Here is a 16,327-nt window from a genome sequence, read left to right as displayed (position 1 = left end):
CGTTCATCTCCTCAGGGTGCCGACGCACGCAGGCTGTAACCGGCCAGGCGCCACACATGGTCCTCGTCGAAACGGAACGACACCAGTTCGCGTACGGGTTGTGCGCTGTTGGCGAAACGGGTCGGGAAGCTGACGTTGATGTACAGGCCTTCGGGTACCGCCGCACCGGCGTTGTACTTGACCCGGGTGATGGTCGGCTGGCCGCGGCCAGCCAGGGCGCCCAGCCGCGCACGCTCGCTGGCCAACTGGCTGACGAAGGCCGCCTTCGGTACAGCACGGCGTGCGACGGCCGAAGCGCCATCCCACAATTCGCCGGCGCGGTTGGCATCGACCAGCTGCGCCGCCTTCACTGCGGCCGCGCCCATTTCCGCGTCCTGTTTCTGTACCTGCGCCTGCTGCGCGGCGGTCAGCGCCGGTGCGCCGGCCGTGGCCGGTTTTGCTGCTGCTGGCGAAGCAGGTGCCGGGCGGGCGGGCGCCGGTGCAGGCGTGGCGGGCGCAGGCGCCTGCGCCAATGCAGTCAGGGGCAGCAAGGACAGCAGCAGGAGCACGCGCTTCATGGACACCGCCGGTTCTCGGGAAAGAACCGCAGTCTACGCCAGCGCAGTGACTACGCCGTCAGCGTGCCGGGGCGCTGCCTTCCACCACTGCTGCATCGGCCTGTGCAGCGGGCGCGGCAGTGTTCACCGGTGCCTGTTCGGCCACCGGCGGTGGCTCCGAAGGCGCGGGCGGCAGCGTTGCTACATCGATCTCCGACAGTGGGCTTTCTTCCGGGCACACCGCATCGGGGAAGCCGAAGCGCTGCTTCAACGCCTGGCCGCAGCTGTTGATCGATTCCATGTCGGCGCCTTCGTGCTTGCACTGCTGGTCGAAGGCGATCAGGAACGCGTCCTTGCGCTGCACGAAGTCGTCACCACAGGCACGCATCTGCTTGATCCGCTCCAGGTCGTCCTGCACCGCGTTGGTGCCGTCCAGGCCGTACTGGCGCAGTTCGTCCGGCGTCAGCAGGCGCAGGCTGCGATTGGGCACCGTCATCATCAGGTCGGCCACGCCTACCGCCACGCCGTTGCGCTGCAGGTAATCCTTCACGTTGTCGTAGACCTCGTGCAGCTCGCGGTTGAGCTCAGCGCGTGAGGTGGCCTTGGAACTGATGCGCATCATGCGGTGGATGCCGACCTTGCCTGACAGCAGGCGGTTGTCACCGGCGGCCAGCACGAACACGCAGGCGCTGTGGCAGATCGAGCCTTCGCGCACCCAGATGGTCCAGCCCGATTCACCGATGCTGTCGCCGGCGACGATCGCCGATTCCACCTGGCCACCACTGGAGTCCAGGTCAAGGATGCGCTTGTGGATCTTCTGTTCGTCGGCGACCACGGCCAAACGCCACATCATCTCGGCAAAGCCGGGATTGATCTTGCCGGCGTAGCGCACGCGTAACAGGCCTCGCTCGGCGCACGGCGCCAGCGCCTGGCTGATCTGGTCGCGTTGCAGCCCTTCCAGCTCGGTGCCGTCGCCGGCATCGCCGGCATACTCGGTGCTGCAGCTGACCCAGGCGCGGCCATTCTCCAGCTGCGCCTGCGGCCATGGCCGATCCGCCCGGCTGCGCGGCGGCGCCGGCGGCGGCGGTGCATCGGCAGCATTGATCGACACCATGTTCTCGCCATCACTGGCCGGCGCCCGCGCCGCCTTGTCGGCAGCGGTCACATTGCCCGGATTCTCCAACTGACTGCAGCCCGCCAGGGCCAGGCACAACAGGGGCAACCAGCGGAATTTGGCGGACATCGGGCAACCGGGATTCATGAGAGCAAGAGCCACAGTCTACCCGTCCACGACGCGCATTCAGCGCGTGGCACTGAACCCCTTCTGACCCTTGGAAAAAAGCGTGTCGACCAAGGTCGACACCCACCAACAGCACTGCGGAACGCCGTCCCGACAGGTCGCAGGAACCTGTCGAAGGCGGGGTGGGTCTTGCAGCGCCCCCTGCAACCGGACCCACCCCGCCCTCCCGGAAGTCCGCTGTTGCTGTTGCTCTGGCCTAGGCGGGTGCAGGGCGCGGCCCTGCCAGCCCCCCCCCTCCAGCATCCATGTCCGAATCCGGCGAGTATCCCCGCCCGCACGCGCCTAGACTGGCGCCATGGACACCGCCCTCGCCCTCGACACCGCCGCCTGCGACCGCGCCCGCCTGGCCCGCGACGCACGCTTCGACGGCGTGTTCTTCACCGCCGTGCGCAGCACCGGCATCTATTGCCGCCCTGTGTGCCCGGCACCGCCACCGAAGCCGCGCAACATCACCTACTACCCGACGGCGGCCGCTGCTGCGGCAGCCGGTTACCGCCCGTGCCTGCGCTGTCGCCCCGAGCTGGCACCGCAGGCGCAGCAGGCATTGGCCGGGCAGACCGTGCAGCGCGCACTGGCCCTGATCCATGGCGGCTTCCTGCAGGAGCAGCCAGTAGCCGACCTCGCAGAGAAGATCGGACTCAGCGCGCGCCAGCTGCAGCGCCTGTTCGTCGAACATCTGGGCGCAACGCCAGGGCAGATCCACGCCACCCATCGACTGCTGCTGGCCAAGCAGCTGCTGACCGAAACCACGCTTCCGGTGACCGATGTCGCACTGGCCGCCGGCTACAACAGCCTGCGCCGTTTCAATACCGCGTTCCTGCAAGGCTGCGGCATGGCGCCGACCGCACTGCGTCGCCAGCACCAGCCGCTGGCCACCGACGATGGCTGCCTGGTACTGCGTCTGGCATACCGGCCACCACTGGATTTCCCGCGCATGCTGGCTTTCCTGCGCAAGCGCAGCCTGCCCGGCATCGAGCTGATCGGCGAAGACAACTACCAGCGCGTGCTCGGCACACCGGAGCGCCCCACCCTGCTGCGCGTCACCGCCGACCCGAAACGCCCGGAACTGCGGCTGCAGCTGGGCGCGGTCGATCCGCGACTGATCCCGGACATCGTGCGCCGCGTACGTCGCGTGTTCGATCTGGACGCCGACCTGCAGCAGGTACACACCGCGCTCGGCGAAGAGCCGCTGCTGGCGCGCGGCATTGCCGAACGCCCCGGGCTGCGCGTGCCCGGCGGCTGGGATGGTTTCGAAGTAGGCGTGCGCGCAGTGCTCGGCCAACAGGTCAGCGTGGCTGCGGCCACTACCTTCGCGCGGCGGCTGGTGGATGCCTATGGCGCGCACCTGCCGGGCATGCCGCCGGAATTCGATCGCCAGTTCCCGGCCCCCGAGCTTCTGGCCGAAGCGCCGCTGGAATCGATCGGCCTGCCACGCAGCCGCGCCGCCACCGTACGTGCGCTTGCCGCCGCCTGTGCCAGTGGCGCGCTCGACTTCGGCCCGGGCCAGGCGCTGGAAGAGTTCGTTTCCCGCTGTGTGGCACTGCCTGGCATCGGACCGTGGACTGCGCAGTACATCGCCCTGCGCGGGCTCGGCCAGCCCGATGCCTTCCCCGCCGGCGACCTCGTACTGCAGCAGGTGCTCGGCCATGCGCAGGGCCAGCGCCTGAGCGAACGTGCCACCGAAGCACGCTCGCAACCGTGGCGCCCTTGGCGCGCCTATGCCGTGCTGCATCTTTGGCACCTGTCCGGCACATTCGTTGGAGAACCGACATGACCCTGTTGTTCGACCGTTTCGACAGCCCGATCGGCGTGCTGACCATCGCCGGTGACGAGCGTGGTCTGTCGCACGTGCTGTTCCCGGAAAACCGTCACCCGGCACGCGGCCGCGACGACTGGCACTACGCGCCGGATGCGCTGCCGGAAGCACGCGAGCAGCTGCTGCAGTTCCTGCACGGCGAACGCAGCAGCTTCGACCTTGAACTGGCGCCACGCGGTACGCCGTTCCAGCTGCGCGTGTGGCAGGCGCTGGCGCTGATCCCGTTCGGCCAGACCTGGAGCTACCTGCAGTTGGCGCAGCATCTGGGGCAGCCCAGCGCGACCCGTGCCGTCGGCGCCGCCAATGGACGCAACCCGCTGCCGATCATCCTGCCCTGCCATCGTGTGATCGGCAGCAACGGCGCGCTGACCGGCTTCGGTGGCGGACTGGAAACCAAGGCCGCACTGCTGCGACTGGAACAACGCCAGGCTCCGCTGTTCGCCTGAGAGGGCTGGCCGGGCTGCGCCCGGCACCCGCAGAGGCAAGGGCAAGGTCAATAGCCAATACAGCTCCGATTTTCTACGCGTTGGGCGGGGCGGTATGGGTGGGCAGGACACGCCGTGAACCCGTCCATGGGGGCTCGATGGCGCCATCCATGGCGCCAACGGTCCTGCCTCCCCATACCGCCCCACCTTCGACAGATTCCCGCGGCTGTGGGTAGGTGTCGACCTTGGTCGACACGACAGATCCACGCCATGCGTGGATGGAAGCATCAGGAACATGTCTGAGGAAAAGCCCCTTCTTGTTGAAGACGGCGCGCAGACAGGCGCGGGGACAAGGAAAAATGCGCGGACACGGCGCGCGATAGCGCGCCGTGTCTTGGGCGCGTCATTGCACCGGCTTATCATGGGCGGATGACTTCCGTACGCCTGACCTGCGCGCTGGCGCTGCTGCTGCCATTGGCCGCCTGCACCACCACCGCGCCCGCCCCTTCCGCCTCCGCCTCCGCTTCCACTTCCGTCGCTGCGGCTGTGCCGCCGAAGCTGCTGCTGATCTCCATCGACGGCCTGCGCGCCGATGCGCTGGACCGCGGCCTGACCCCGAACCTGCAGCGACTGATCGATGGCGGTGTGCGTGCTCGCTGGATGACCCCGTCCTATCCTTCGCTGACCTTCCCCAACCACTACACCATCGTCACCGGCCTGCGCCCGGACCACCACGGCATCGTCAACAACAGCATGGACGATGCAACGCTGGGCAGGTTCGAGCTGAGCAACCGTGAGGCGGTCACCACCAGCGGCTGGTGGGGCGGTGAACCGATCTGGGTCGGCGCCGAAAACGCCGGCGTACGTTCGGCCACCACCTCGTGGCCGGGCAGCGAATCGGAAATCCGTGGCGTGCGCCCGAGCCAGTGGCGCGTGTACGACGGCAAGGAACCGCTGGAACAACGCGCGGGCACCGTGCTGGACTGGCTTGCACAGACCGATGCCGACGCACCGCGCCTGACCACGCTGTACATGGAGCACGTGGACAAGGCCGGCCACAATCACGGCCCCGAATCGAAGCAGTACGCCGACGCCATCGTGCGCGCCGACCAGATCATCGGGCAGGTACTCGACGGCCTGCTGCAACGAGGCCTGGCCGCGACCACCAACGTCATCGTGGTCTCCGACCATGGCATGGCCAGCGTCCCGGTCGGCCAGGTGATCTCCACCGAATCAATGGTCGACCCGGCCATCGCGCGCAATGTCAGCCAGGGCCAGTCGGTGGGTTTTGCGCCGTTGGCCGGTCACGAAGCCGCCGCCGAGCGCGCCCTGCTCGGTCGTCACGACCGGTACGAGTGCTGGAAGAAAGAGAACCTGCCGGCGCGCCTGCACTACGGCACTCACCCGCGCATTCCCGCCATCGTCTGCGTGATGGATGAAGGCTGGGATGCCCTGCATCAGGAGAAGATCGCCAAGCGCGACCATCAGGATCGTGGCTCGCACGGCTATGACAATGCCCTGCCGTCGATGCGTGCAGTGTTCGTGGCCAGCGGCCCGTCGTTCCGCCAGGGCCTGGTGATCGACGGCTTCGACAATATCGACGTCTACCCGCTGCTGGCCCACCTGCTGCAGGTACCGGCGGCGCCGAACGACGGCAATGCGGAAACGCTGAAGAAGACGCTGCGCTGATCGAGCGTCATCCGCCGGGCATGGCCCGGCGAACGCAGCAACCGGAACGACGGGCATAAAAAAACGCGGCGCCAAGCGCCGCGTTTTTCTTCGAAGCAGTCGACCGGCCGGATCAGGCCTTGGCGACGGCCTTCTTCGCCACAGCCTTCTTCGCCGGAGCCTTGGCCACGGTCTTCTTGGCAACCGGGGCGGCGGCGCCTACGGCGACCTTGCTCGCGGTGTGCGAACGGGCGTTGCCGTAGCTGGCGTTGTAGCGCTTGCCCTTGGCGGTCTTGCGGTCACCCTTACCCATGTCTTCAACTCCTCAAATGTGAAATCTGGTTACCCCGTACTGACACGGGTTCGGCGGGGCCGCCTTGCTGGGCGCCCCCGCGCACGATCGGAGAGCCTATCACGGAGCGCCTAGTGCGCGCAGCTGGCGTCGTGCACGTGGCCGTGGTTGAGGCGCAGGTTGACCAGGTGCGCGACGCCGACCAGCAGGCCGCCGATGGTCATCACCACCGCATGCGGCACCGCGCTGTGGTGCAGCGGGTCGTACAGCACGCCAGCCCACAACGCGACCAGGCCAGGGATCAGGAAGCCCAGCGCACGCAGCGCGCCATGCCGGCGATAACCCCAGACCAGACTGAACAGCCCCAGCAGCGTGACGAACACCACCAGCGCCTGTTCCACCCCATCGCTCAGCCAGAACGACAGGCCCAGCGACGGCGCCGCCGCCAGCAGCACGGGGATCACTGCGCAGTGCACCGCGCACAGCATCGAACCAGTGGCGCCGAAACGGTCAAGCAGGTGGCGCAGGCGTGAGGACAGGGACATGACTTCCAGCAGGGTCGGCGAATCGTTATGGAATAATATAACATCTGTTCCCGACCCGCACGGTTTCCCTCCCCCTGTCCCGCTGACGGGATTCGTGCGCCCAGCGATTGATATACAGTAACAAAGGACTCTTTCATGCCCGCCCACACCCCGCGGCTCAAGCCGCATTCCCTGGCCCTGGCCCTCGCCGCCCTGCTGCCGTCCGCCGCTTTTGCAGCCGGCCAGGACTCCTCGCATCGTGACCGCCACCTGACCGAACTGTCGTCGGTGCAGGTGACTGCCTCGCCGCTGCAGGGCGATGCCGAATCGCTGGCGCGCCCGGTCGATGTGCTGGCCGGTGAACGACTGGACGAGCAGAAAGCCGGCACCCTCGGCGATACCGTAGCCAAGCTGCCCGGCGTGCAGAGCACCTTCTTCGGCCCTGGCGTCGGCCGCCCGATCATCCGCGGCCAGGAAGGCCCGCGCGTGGCCGTGCTGTCCAATGGCATGGGCAACATGGATGCCTCCACCGTCAGCGCCGACCATGCCACCAGCATCGAGCCGTTCCTGGCCGACCAGATCGAAGTGCTGAAGGGCCCGGCCACGCTGCTGTTCGGCAGTGGTGCCATCGGTGGCGCGGTCAATGTGGTGGATGGCCGCATCGCACGCGAGCTGCCGGAGCGCCCGCTCAGCGGCCGCGCCGAACTGCGCGGCAATTCGGTGAACAACGAACGCAGCGGCATGTTCCGCCTCGATGGCGTCAGCGGCAATGTCGTGCTGCATGTGGACGGCCTGGTGCGCAATGGCGACGACTACCGCATTCCCGGCTATGCAGTGATCGACAGCCTTGAAGACCATCACGATCACGACCATGACCACGCGGGCGAGGAAGGCGAAGAGCCGCGTCGCGGCCGCCTCGACAACAGCTCGATCCGTACCCGCGCCGGTGGCGTCGGCGCAACGTGGCTGGGCGAAGGCGGCTACTTCGGTGCGTCGGCCAGCACCTACCGCACCAACTACGGCATTCCCAACGGCGCGCACGTGCACGCCGATGGTGATGATCATGGCCATGACCACGGTCACGACCATGGCGATGAAGAGGAAGGCGGCGACGAGCATGACGTGCGCATCGACATGGTGCAGAACCGCTTCGAGACCAAGGCCGGCATCTACAACCCGGTCTCGTTCCTGAAGAACATCAATGCACGCGTGGCCTACACCGACTACGAGCACGTGGAGCTGGAGGCCGGCACGCCGTCCACCCGCTTCACCAACCGCGGCATCGAGGCGCGCCTGGAAGCCGTGCAGCAGCAGATCGGCGGCTGGGACGGCGCCTTCGGCCTGCAGTTCGGCAACAGTGATTTCGGTGCCAAGGGCGAAGAGGCGTTCGTTCCGGATACCGGCACGAAGAACATCGGCCTGTTCGTGCTGCAGGAAAAGCAGTTCGGCCCGTTCAAGCTGGAACTGGGCGGCCGCCACGACCAGGTCAAGCTGGACCCGACCGGTGACTATCGCCGCCGCACCTTCGGCGCCACCAACCTGTCTGCCGCCGGCATCTGGAAGCTCAACGATGCCGTTGACCTGCGCATCGGCGTGGACAGCTCCGAGCGTGCACCGACCAACGAAGAGCTGTATGCCGCCGGCGCGCACATTGCCACCCGCTCGCTGGAAATCGGCGACGCCAACCTGAAGACCGAGCGCGGCCAGCGCGTGGAACTGGGCATCCACACCCACAGCGAGCGCCTGGACTTCTCCGCCTCGGTCTACCAGACGAAGTTCAAGGACTTCATCTACCTGGCCGACACCGGCGTTACCGAGGGGCTGCCGGTTCGCGCCTGGACCCAGCAGGACGCGGTGTTCCGCGGTGCCGAGGCCGAAGCGCTGGTGCACCTGTTCGAGGGTGGCGCCGGTGACTGGGATCTGCGCCTGTTCGGCGACTACGTGAAGGCCAAGCTGGATGGCAGCGGCAGCCGCAACCTCGACATTGCCGTGCCGCATGGCGACCACAGCCACAACTACTCGGTGGAGCTGGCCAACACCGGCTACCTGCCGCGCATCGCCCCGGCCCGCGTCGGTGCCGACCTGCGCTGGTCGAAGGACGGTTGGCGCGCCTCGGTCGGTGCGGTGCGTTACAGCCGCCAGAAGGATGTCGCCCAGAACGAAGCCCCGAGCGACGGCTACACCCTGGTCGATGCGCACCTGGCCTACCGCTGGGATCGCAACGCCAGCAACAGCTACGAGGTGTTCCTGGATGGCAGCAACCTGACCAACCGCGAAGTGCGCCCGCATACCTCGCTGCTGCGCGACTACTCGCCGCTGCCGGGCCGTGGCGTCGCATTCGGCATCCGCGCGTTCTTCTGATCGCGCACGGCGGGGTCGGCTCCCTTTCCGAAGGAAGGGGCTCTGACCCCACGCCATCCCACGGGGGCCTTCGGGCCCCCGGTTTTGTTTCGGCCGACTCCATCACGCACCCGTCACAAAGATGTGCGTACCACAACAAGCGGACAATCCCGTCACTCAAAGTCTCGCCAATCGGACACTTTTGTCCGAAAATAATTCCATGACTGCCCAACGTGCCGATGCTGCTGCCCGCCGTGCCCTCATCCTCGACGCCGCCGATCATGTGTTCGGCCAACACGGTGTCACCGCCCCGCTGGACCTGGTGGTCGAACGCGCCCAGGTGGGCCGCGCCACCCTGTACCGCAACTTCCCCGACCGAACCGCGCTGATCCAGGCGCTGCTGCAGCGTACGGTCGACCGCATCCGGCGCCAGGTCGAACAGCTCGGCGACCGCGACGATGCCCTGTTCGAAGTGTTCGAGGGTATGGCCCAGCGCATCATCGATTCGCCGGCACTGGCCGATTACTGGCGTGCAGTCGATTCGGATGTGCCAGCCATGCGCACCGCGCGCGAGACCGTGCGCGATCTGCTGGAAGCACCGATCGCCCGCGCCAAGGCCGCTGGCCTGTGCCGTGCCGACCTGGAGAAGACGGACATTTCACTGATCTCGGGCATGCTGGGCGCAGCCCTGCGCGGCAAGACCCGCGACGAGCGCGCCCACCTGGCCGGGCGTGCCCTGCAGCTGCTGCGCGGGGGTCTCCAGGGAGCAACCAGCGAGGCCCGCTGATGGTCCAGCCGTATCTGAAGCCGGTTCCGGATTGGGAGGAGCACGAGAAGCCGACCATGCCGGGCTCGGCTTCAATGCCCTGGCACCCACCGTATCGACGTGTGGCCTATGCACTGGTGTCGCTGCTGGTGGCGATCACCGGTGGCCTCGGCAATGCGCTGGTCACCGCCAACCTGCCATTCCTGCAGGGCCAGCTGGCACTGACCCCGACCCAGGGCAGCTGGCTGGTGGCTGCCTATGCAATGGTCAACGTCACGGCCAACCTGCTGGCCTTCAAGTTCCGCCAGCAGTACGGCATCCGCTTGTTCGCCGAGATCGGGCTGGGCCTGTACGCAGCCCTGGCCGTCCTGCATCTGTTCGTCGGCAGCTTCGAGACCACGATGCTGACCCGTGCTGCCAGTGGCTTCGCCGGCGCGGCCTGTTCGACACTGGGCACGCTGTACATGCTGCAGGCGCTGCCGCGCCGCTTCACCGGCAACCTGCTGGTGGTTGGCGTGGGCCTGTCGCAGCTGGCGGTGCCGATTGCCTGGATCGTCTCGCCCGGCCTGGTCGATACCGGCCAGTGGCACCAGCTGTACTCGTTCGAAGCCGGGCTCGCCCTGTGCGCGTTCGCGGCAGTGGTGGTGCTGAAGCTGCCGCCCGGCATCCAGGTGAAGGCCTTCGAGCCGCTGGACTTCCTCACCTTCGCCCTGCTCGCCCCCGCCGTCGCCCTGCTGGTGATCGTGCTGGCGCAGGGCTACACCCGCTGGTGGCTCAACACACCGTGGCTGGGCTGGGCGCTGGTCGCCTCGATCGCGCTGTCCACCACCGCCTTCATCATCGAACATTACCGGCGCAATCCGCTGCTGCAGATCCGCTGGTTATCGAAGTTGCCGGTGCTGCACTTCATCGTCGGCGCGTTCCTGATCCGCTTCCTGACCACCGAACAGTCCTATGGCGTGGTCAACCTGATGCGCACGCTGGGCATGGGCCCGGACCAGATGCGCCCGCTGTTCGTGGTGATCCTCGCGGGCGTGGTCACAGGCATCGCCGGTGCATCGCTGACCTTCGGCCCGAAGCGGCTGATCGCCCAGCTGCTGATGGCGATCCTGCTGCTGGGCGCTGCCGCCTTCTTCGATCAGCACCGCACCAGCATGGATCGGCCGCACGATTTCTACGTCAGCCAGTTCCTGGCTTCGGTGGGCGCTGGCATGTTCATGGGCCCGCTGATCATGCTAGGCATTTCCGCTGCGCTGAAGCAGGGTGTGGATCACATGATCACCTTCCTGGTGACGCTGTCGATCACCCAGACCCTGGGCGGCTTGGCCGGCTCAGCGGTGCTGGGCACCTTCCAGCTGCACCGCGAGCAGCTGTACTCCAGCGCGTTGACCAGCCAGCTCGACCCGGCCGACCCGGTGGTGGCGCAGCGCCTGCGCATCCAGCAACAGCTGTACAGCGCACAGATCACCGACCCGGTGCTGCGCAGTGCGCAGGGCAGCGCGCAGCTGGCGCAGACCACGCGCCGCGAAGCCAACGTGCGCGGCTTCAACGACGTGTTCACCCTCAGCGGCTGGCTGGCGATCGGCTTCCTGTGCTGGTTGCTGCTGCTGTCACTGCGCACCGCCGTGCTCAAGCAATGGCGCAAGCGCCACCCCACCTCCCTCGCTGCGGCCACGCCGGCCGCGCCCCGCTGAGTCCTCCTCCATGCCTCCCGTCCCGCCCCGCCCCGACGACATCGACGCCGACAACGTCACTCCACCGCCGCCGACCGATGCGGCGCCTGCACCCACGCCGGCGGCACCGGCTGCCGCGCCGAAATATCTCAAGCCCAGCGCGCGCAGCGTGGTGGTGATGGTGGTAGTGGCGCTGCTGGGCATCGCGTTGATCCTGCGCGCCTGGCACCTGTGGCCGTTCACCAGCAGCGTGATGGTGACCGACAACGCTTATGTACGCGGACAGATCACGGTGATGGCGCCACAGGTGAATGGTTACGTGACCGAAGTGCTGGTGAAGGACTTCCAGCACGTGAGGGAGGGCGAGCCGCTGCTGCGCATCGATGACCGCATCTACACGCAACGTGTCGCCCAGGCGCAGGCGACCCTGGACAGCGCACGCGCGGCATTGGCCAACTCGGACCAGTCGCAGGCGCAGAACCGTGCGCAGATCGCCTCCGCGCAGGCCACGTTGTCAGCCGGCCAGGCGGAGCTGCAACGCTCGCGCAACGAGCTGAAGCGCTACGAGGAGCTGGCCGCGCAGCAGCTCGTATCGATCAACGACCGCGACAAGTTCCGCACCACCCAGGCCTCGGCACAAGCCAGCGTGCAGCAGTCGCAGGCGCAGATCCGCATCGCCGAGGAAACGCTGGTATCAACCCAGGTGGCGCGCAAGAGCCTGGAGGCCCAGGTGGAAAGCGCTCAGGCGCAGCTGGAACTGGCGCGCATCGATCTGGCCAACACGGTGATCCACGCGCCGCGCGACGGCCAGATCAGCGAAGCCAGCGTGCGCGTGGGCCAGTACGTCGCAGCCGGTTCCCAGCTGCTGTTCCTGGTGCCTGACACGCTGTGGGTGGTGGCCAACTACAAGGAAGGCCAGACCTGGGCGATGGCGATCGGCCAGCCTGCCTCGTTCTCGGTGGACGCGTTCCAGGGCCAGGTGCTGCGCGGCCGCGTGCAGGAGATCGCGCCAGCCACCGGCTCGGAATTCAGCGTGCTGCGCCCGGACAACGCCAGCGGCAACTTCACCAAGGTGGTGCAACGGCTGCCGGTGCGGATATCAATCAATGAAGGCCAGAAACTGGCCGCGCAGCTGCGGCCTGGCATGTCGGTGATCGTGCGGGTGGATACGGCGAGCAAGCCGATGGACTAGCCTTGTCATGAAACAGGGTCAGATCCCTTTGCCAATGGCAAAGGGATCTGACCCCCGCTCCTCATGCCGGCCAGCGGCCGGCACTACCGTTGCGTCACCCGGCGCAGCGCGCGCAGAGGCCGTGCACTTCCAACGTCTGCGCCTGCGGCTGGAAGCCCAGCTCCTTGGCGCGCTTTTCCAGCTGGGTGACGATCTCGCGGTCTTCCAGTTCCACCGCGCTGTGGCAGCTGTTGCAGATCAGGAACGGCACCGAGTGCGCGGCACTGCTGGGGTGGTGGCAGGCCACGAAGGCATTCACCGATTCCAGCTTGTGCACGAAGCCATTGGCCATCAGGAAGTCCAGCGCGCGGTATACGGTAGGCGGGGCATCAGCGCCCACGCCCTTGCCGTTGCGCACCCATTCCAGCAGCTCGTAGGCCTTGACCGGCTTGCCGGCCTCGGCAATCAGCTTCAGCACATTGGCGCGGATCGGGGTCAGGCGCAGCCCGCGTTCGCGCGAGACACGCTCGACCACCGCCACGAAATCCGATGCGTCGTGGACGTGATGGTGCGGGGCGGTACAAGCAGTGGCGGTCTTGGCGGGCATGCGTGTTCTCCGGTTCGGGCCTGGCAAGGATGCCTCAGGCCGTTGCTACCTTGGTGATGGCCACATCAATGCGTTTCAAGGCCTGATCGCGTCCGGCCAGATACACAGTATGGGAAATGTCAGGGCTGACCTGGGTGCCGGTGATGGCCACGCGCAACGGCTGGGCGACCTTGCCCATGCCCATCTCCAGCGCGGCGGCGGTGTCGTGCAGGGCCACGCCCACCGCCTCGGCGGTCCATTCCGGCAAGGCCGCCAGCAGCTCGCGGGCCTTGCCCAGCGCCACCTCGGCACCGGCCTTGAAGTGCTTGGCCACCGCTGCTTCGTCGTACTCGTTCAGCGGCTGGTACCAGACCACGGCCTTCTCGGCCATTTCCTTCAGGGTCTGTACGCGTTCACGCAGGGCGATCACCACGTCCACCGGTGCCGGTCCAGCGGCCACGTCCAGGCCCAGCTTCTGCAGCTGGTAGACCAGGTGCGGCGCGATGCTGGCCGGCTCCTCGGTCTTCAGGAAGTGCTGGTTGACCCAGCCCAGCTTGGCCATGTCCAGGCGCGAGGCCTTGGAATTGCAGTCCTTCACGTCGAACAGCTCGATCAGCTCCTGGCGGCTGAACAGCTCCTGGTCACCGTGCGACCAGCCCAGGCGGGCCAGGTAGCTCAGCAGCGCGTCGGGCAGGTAGCCGGCGTCCTTGTACTGCATCACGTCGGCCGCGCCGGTGCGCTTGGACAGCTTGGCGCCCTGCTCGTCCAGGATCATCGGCATGTGGCCGAACTTCGGCACCGGCGCGCCGATGCCTTCGTACAGGTTGATCTGGCGCGGGGTGTTGTTGATGTGGTCGTCGCCGCGGATGACCTCGGTGATGCCCATGTCCCAGTCATCCACCACCACCGCGAAGTTGTAGGTGGGGTAGCCGTCCGGGCGGAAGATGACCATGTCGTCCAGCTCGCTGTTGGCGATCTCGATGCGGCCCTTGATCAGGTCGTCGAACACCACGGTGCCTTGCAGCGGGTTCTTGAAGCGGATGACGCGGTTCGGATCGTCCTTGCGCGGCAGGCCCAGCTCGCGCGCGGCGCCGTTGTAGCGCGGTTTTTCCTGCTTGGCCATGGCCGCCTCGCGCATCGCGTCCAGCTCTTCGCGGGTCTCGTAGGCGTAGTAGGCCTTGCCGTCGGCCACCAGCTGCTCGGCCACTTCCAGGTAACGGGCAACACGGTCGGTCTGGTAGATCGGGCCTTCGTCATAGTCCAGGCCCAGCCACTCCATCGCCTCCAGGATGGCGTCGATCGCGCCCTGGGTGCTGCGTTCACGGTCAGTGTCCTCGATGCGCAGCACGAACTCGCCGCCACGGTGGCGGGCCTCCAGCCAGCAGTACAGCGCAGTGCGGGCACCACCGATGTGCAGGTAGCCGGTGGGACTGGGGGCGAAGCGGGTGCGGCAGGTCATGGACGGCTCGAGGAACGGGAATTCCCCGATTTTACCAGCCCACCGCCGCCTACGGAAAAAGGGGACGGAGGGGATTAAGTCGCGACTGCCCAGTTCCTGGGGCTGCGGCCGGGAAACGGAGGGGAGAAGCGACTTAATCCCCTCCGTCCCCTTTTTGTCACGGCTGCGGTTCGGGCTTGCGTGGGAAGGACTGCTCGCGCGTCGCGGCGTTGTAGGCGAACGAGGCGACGATGGCGGCGGCCTGCTTCAGGTCTTCCGGCTCGGCGTGATCCCAGGTGTCCAGGTGGCTGTGGTGGACGTTGGTGAAGTAGTCCAGCCGGTCCTGGATGAACTGGAAGCCCGGCAGGCCGATGCGGTCGAAGCTGATGTGGTCGGTGCTGCCGGTGTTGCGAGTGGCCACGGTGGTGGCGCCGACGTCATGGAACGGCGCCAGCCACGCTTCGAAGATCGGCATCGCTGCCAGGTTTTCCTGCGCATAGATGCCACGGAAGCGACCCGAGCCGTTGTCCATGTTGAAGTAGACCTGGAACCTGCTGTAGTCGCGGGTCTTCTGCAGCGCGCCGGTCGGTTCGCGCAGCGAGGCCGGCAGCGCCTTCTGTGCCGGGTCGGTGGGTTCCGGGAACCGGCCGAAGTGCTTGGCCACATAGGCCTGCGAGCCGATCAGGCCCTGCTCCTCACCGCTCCACAGCGCCACCCGGATGGTGCGCTTGGGCTTGGCGCCGGTGGCCTTGAGGATGCGCATCGCCTCCATCATCACCGCCACACCGGCCGCGTTGTCGGCCGCACCGGTACCGCTGTGCCAGGAATCCAGGTGCGCACCGATCATCACCACCTCATCGGGTTTGCTGCTGCCACGGATCTCGGCCAGCGTGTTGTAGCCGGGCTGGTCGGCCTCGTCGGTGAAGCGCGCGGCCACGTCCACGCGCAGGCGCACGGTCTGCTTGGCCTCCAGTGCGCGCACCAGCGGATTGAAGTGCTCGGCGATCATCGCCAGCTCGGGGATGCCCACCGACTCATTGGCCTTTCGCGAACCACCACCGGCGACACGGATGATGCCATTGTCCCAGCTGCTGATGCTGATCGAGGCCAGCGCGCCCTCTTCCACGAAGAACGCATTGACCTTGGTCGCCAGTTGCTGGCGCTCCTGGTACTCCTTGACCCGCTTCGCACGCTCGGCGGTGGCGTCCTTGTCCTTGGGCAGGGTGAACTCCTGCAGGCCCTCCAGCGAGGTGGCATCGTGGCGATGCGAATCCGCCTCGGTTCCACGCTTGTACTCGCGCGCCTCGCCCAGCAGCAGGATCTTGCCGCGCAGCTTGCCGCGGTACTTCTCGATGTCTTTGGGTTTCTTGATTTCGACCTGCACCAGCTCGCCTTCGACCGGGCCCTTGGTACCGGGGGTCCAGGCCTTGGGCAGCGCATGCAGCGGCTGCACGCGGTCACCGAGCATCTCTACGCTGGCTGAAGTGAACTCCCAGCCACGGCCGAAGTCATCGAAGGCTTCGTCGTGGACGTTGTCCAGCTTCCATTCGTTGAACTTACCGCGGGTCCAGGCGTTGGCGCGCCCCATCGCCGGCGAGTTGGTCAGGCGCGGGCCGATGCGTTCGGTGAGGTAGCTGAAGGTGTCCATCACCTGCGAACGATGGAAGGCCTCCTGGCGGATGCGGCTGACCATGTCCAGGTCCACCGTCTCGCGCTGCTGCGCGCCTGCATTGCCACCCATTGCCAGCGCTGCGGCCAGCATGCCCCACTTCAGCCCGCTCCACTTCAACAC

The 16,327-nt window shown here is 67.0% G+C and carries 14 protein-coding genes; 7 read left to right on the top strand and 7 right to left on the bottom strand.

Annotation, left to right across the window (positions count from 1 at the left end):
• Positions 1-11: 11 nt before the first annotated feature.
• Positions 12-557 carry a DUF4019 domain-containing protein gene (locus AC13GA_RS04930; protein ID WP_046983173.1) on the bottom strand — a complete coding sequence of 182 codons (546 nt, stop codon included), beginning with the start codon at positions 555-557 and terminating at the stop codon, positions 12-14.
• Between the two features lie 58 nt (positions 558-615).
• A complete protein-coding gene (locus tag AC13GA_RS04925) occupies positions 616-1,779 on the bottom strand; it encodes a COG3904 family protein (protein WP_482997635.1) in 1,164 nt (387 codons plus the stop codon).
• A gap of 352 nt (positions 1,780-2,131) precedes the next feature.
• Here AC13GA_RS04925 and AC13GA_RS04920 point away from each other — a divergent pair, with 352 nt between their 5' ends.
• The 3 genes from AC13GA_RS04920 (at position 2,132) to AC13GA_RS04910 (ending at position 5,766) form a co-directional block, all read left to right on the top strand.
• Positions 2,132-3,610, top strand: coding sequence for a DNA-3-methyladenine glycosylase 2 (locus AC13GA_RS04920; protein WP_136640096.1), 1,479 nt, complete (start codon positions 2,132-2,134; stop codon positions 3,608-3,610).
• Positions 3,607-4,098 (top strand): methylated-DNA--[protein]-cysteine S-methyltransferase, encoded by a 492-nt coding sequence (locus AC13GA_RS04915; protein WP_012510484.1) that lies wholly within the window; start codon positions 3,607-3,609, stop codon positions 4,096-4,098. Before AC13GA_RS04920 ends, AC13GA_RS04915 begins: the two co-directional genes overlap by 4 nt.
• A 408-nt stretch (positions 4,099-4,506) precedes the next feature.
• On the top strand, positions 4,507-5,766 hold the full coding sequence (locus tag AC13GA_RS04910; protein ID WP_337302003.1) for an alkaline phosphatase family protein: 1,260 nt from the start codon (positions 4,507-4,509) through the stop codon (positions 5,764-5,766).
• A 112-nt stretch (positions 5,767-5,878) separates the two neighbouring features.
• On the opposite strand, the gene AC13GA_RS04905 is transcribed toward AC13GA_RS04910, so the two are convergent.
• A complete protein-coding gene (locus AC13GA_RS04905; RefSeq protein WP_004150462.1) occupies positions 5,879-6,058 on the bottom strand; it encodes a 30S ribosomal protein THX in 180 nt (59 codons plus the stop codon).
• A 110-nt stretch (positions 6,059-6,168) separates the two neighbouring features.
• Positions 6,169-6,582: a MerC domain-containing protein gene (locus AC13GA_RS04900; protein WP_136640070.1), complete on the bottom strand. Its 414-nt coding sequence runs from the start codon at positions 6,580-6,582 to the stop codon at positions 6,169-6,171.
• Between the two features lie 135 nt (positions 6,583-6,717).
• On the opposite strand from AC13GA_RS04900, the gene AC13GA_RS04895 reads away from it, so the two are divergent.
• The 4 genes from AC13GA_RS04895 to AC13GA_RS04880 all read left to right on the top strand — a co-directional run bounded on the left by AC13GA_RS04895 (position 6,718) and on the right by AC13GA_RS04880 (position 12,532).
• Positions 6,718-8,922: a TonB-dependent receptor gene (locus AC13GA_RS04895; RefSeq protein ID WP_253077668.1), complete on the top strand. Its 2,205-nt coding sequence runs from the start codon at positions 6,718-6,720 to the stop codon at positions 8,920-8,922.
• A gap of 199 nt (positions 8,923-9,121) precedes the next feature.
• A complete protein-coding gene (locus tag AC13GA_RS04890) occupies positions 9,122-9,688 on the top strand; it encodes a TetR/AcrR family transcriptional regulator (protein WP_010483118.1) in 567 nt (188 codons plus the stop codon).
• Positions 9,688-11,361 (top strand): MFS transporter, encoded by a 1,674-nt coding sequence (locus tag AC13GA_RS04885; protein WP_136640073.1) that lies wholly within the window; start codon positions 9,688-9,690, stop codon positions 11,359-11,361. The genes AC13GA_RS04890 and AC13GA_RS04885 overlap by 1 nt, the downstream gene beginning before the upstream one ends.
• 10 nt (positions 11,362-11,371) lie before the next feature.
• Entirely contained in the window at positions 11,372-12,532 is a 1,161-nt protein-coding gene (locus AC13GA_RS04880) for an HlyD family secretion protein (RefSeq protein WP_482997634.1), read from the top strand.
• A 94-nt stretch (positions 12,533-12,626) separates the two neighbouring features.
• On the opposite strand, the gene AC13GA_RS04875 is transcribed toward AC13GA_RS04880, so the two are convergent.
• The 3 genes from AC13GA_RS04875 to AC13GA_RS04865 all read right to left on the bottom strand — a co-directional run bounded on the left by AC13GA_RS04875 (position 12,627) and on the right by AC13GA_RS04865 (position 16,297).
• Entirely contained in the window at positions 12,627-13,118 is a 492-nt protein-coding gene (locus AC13GA_RS04875) for a Fur family transcriptional regulator (protein ID WP_004150412.1), read from the bottom strand.
• 34 nt (positions 13,119-13,152) lie between these two features.
• Entirely contained in the window at positions 13,153-14,556 is a 1,404-nt protein-coding gene (gene gltX / locus AC13GA_RS04870; RefSeq protein WP_046987667.1) for a glutamate--tRNA ligase, read from the bottom strand.
• 157 nt (positions 14,557-14,713) lie between these two features.
• Entirely contained in the window at positions 14,714-16,297 is a 1,584-nt protein-coding gene (locus AC13GA_RS04865; protein ID WP_482997699.1) for a M28 family metallopeptidase, read from the bottom strand.
• Positions 16,298-16,327 lie beyond the last annotated feature (30 nt).

The organism is Stenotrophomonas sp. 22DLJC03 (assembly GCF_056861405.1).
The sequence above is the reverse complement of the archived record's forward strand: the minus strand, read 5'-3'. Positions and strand labels throughout refer to the sequence as shown.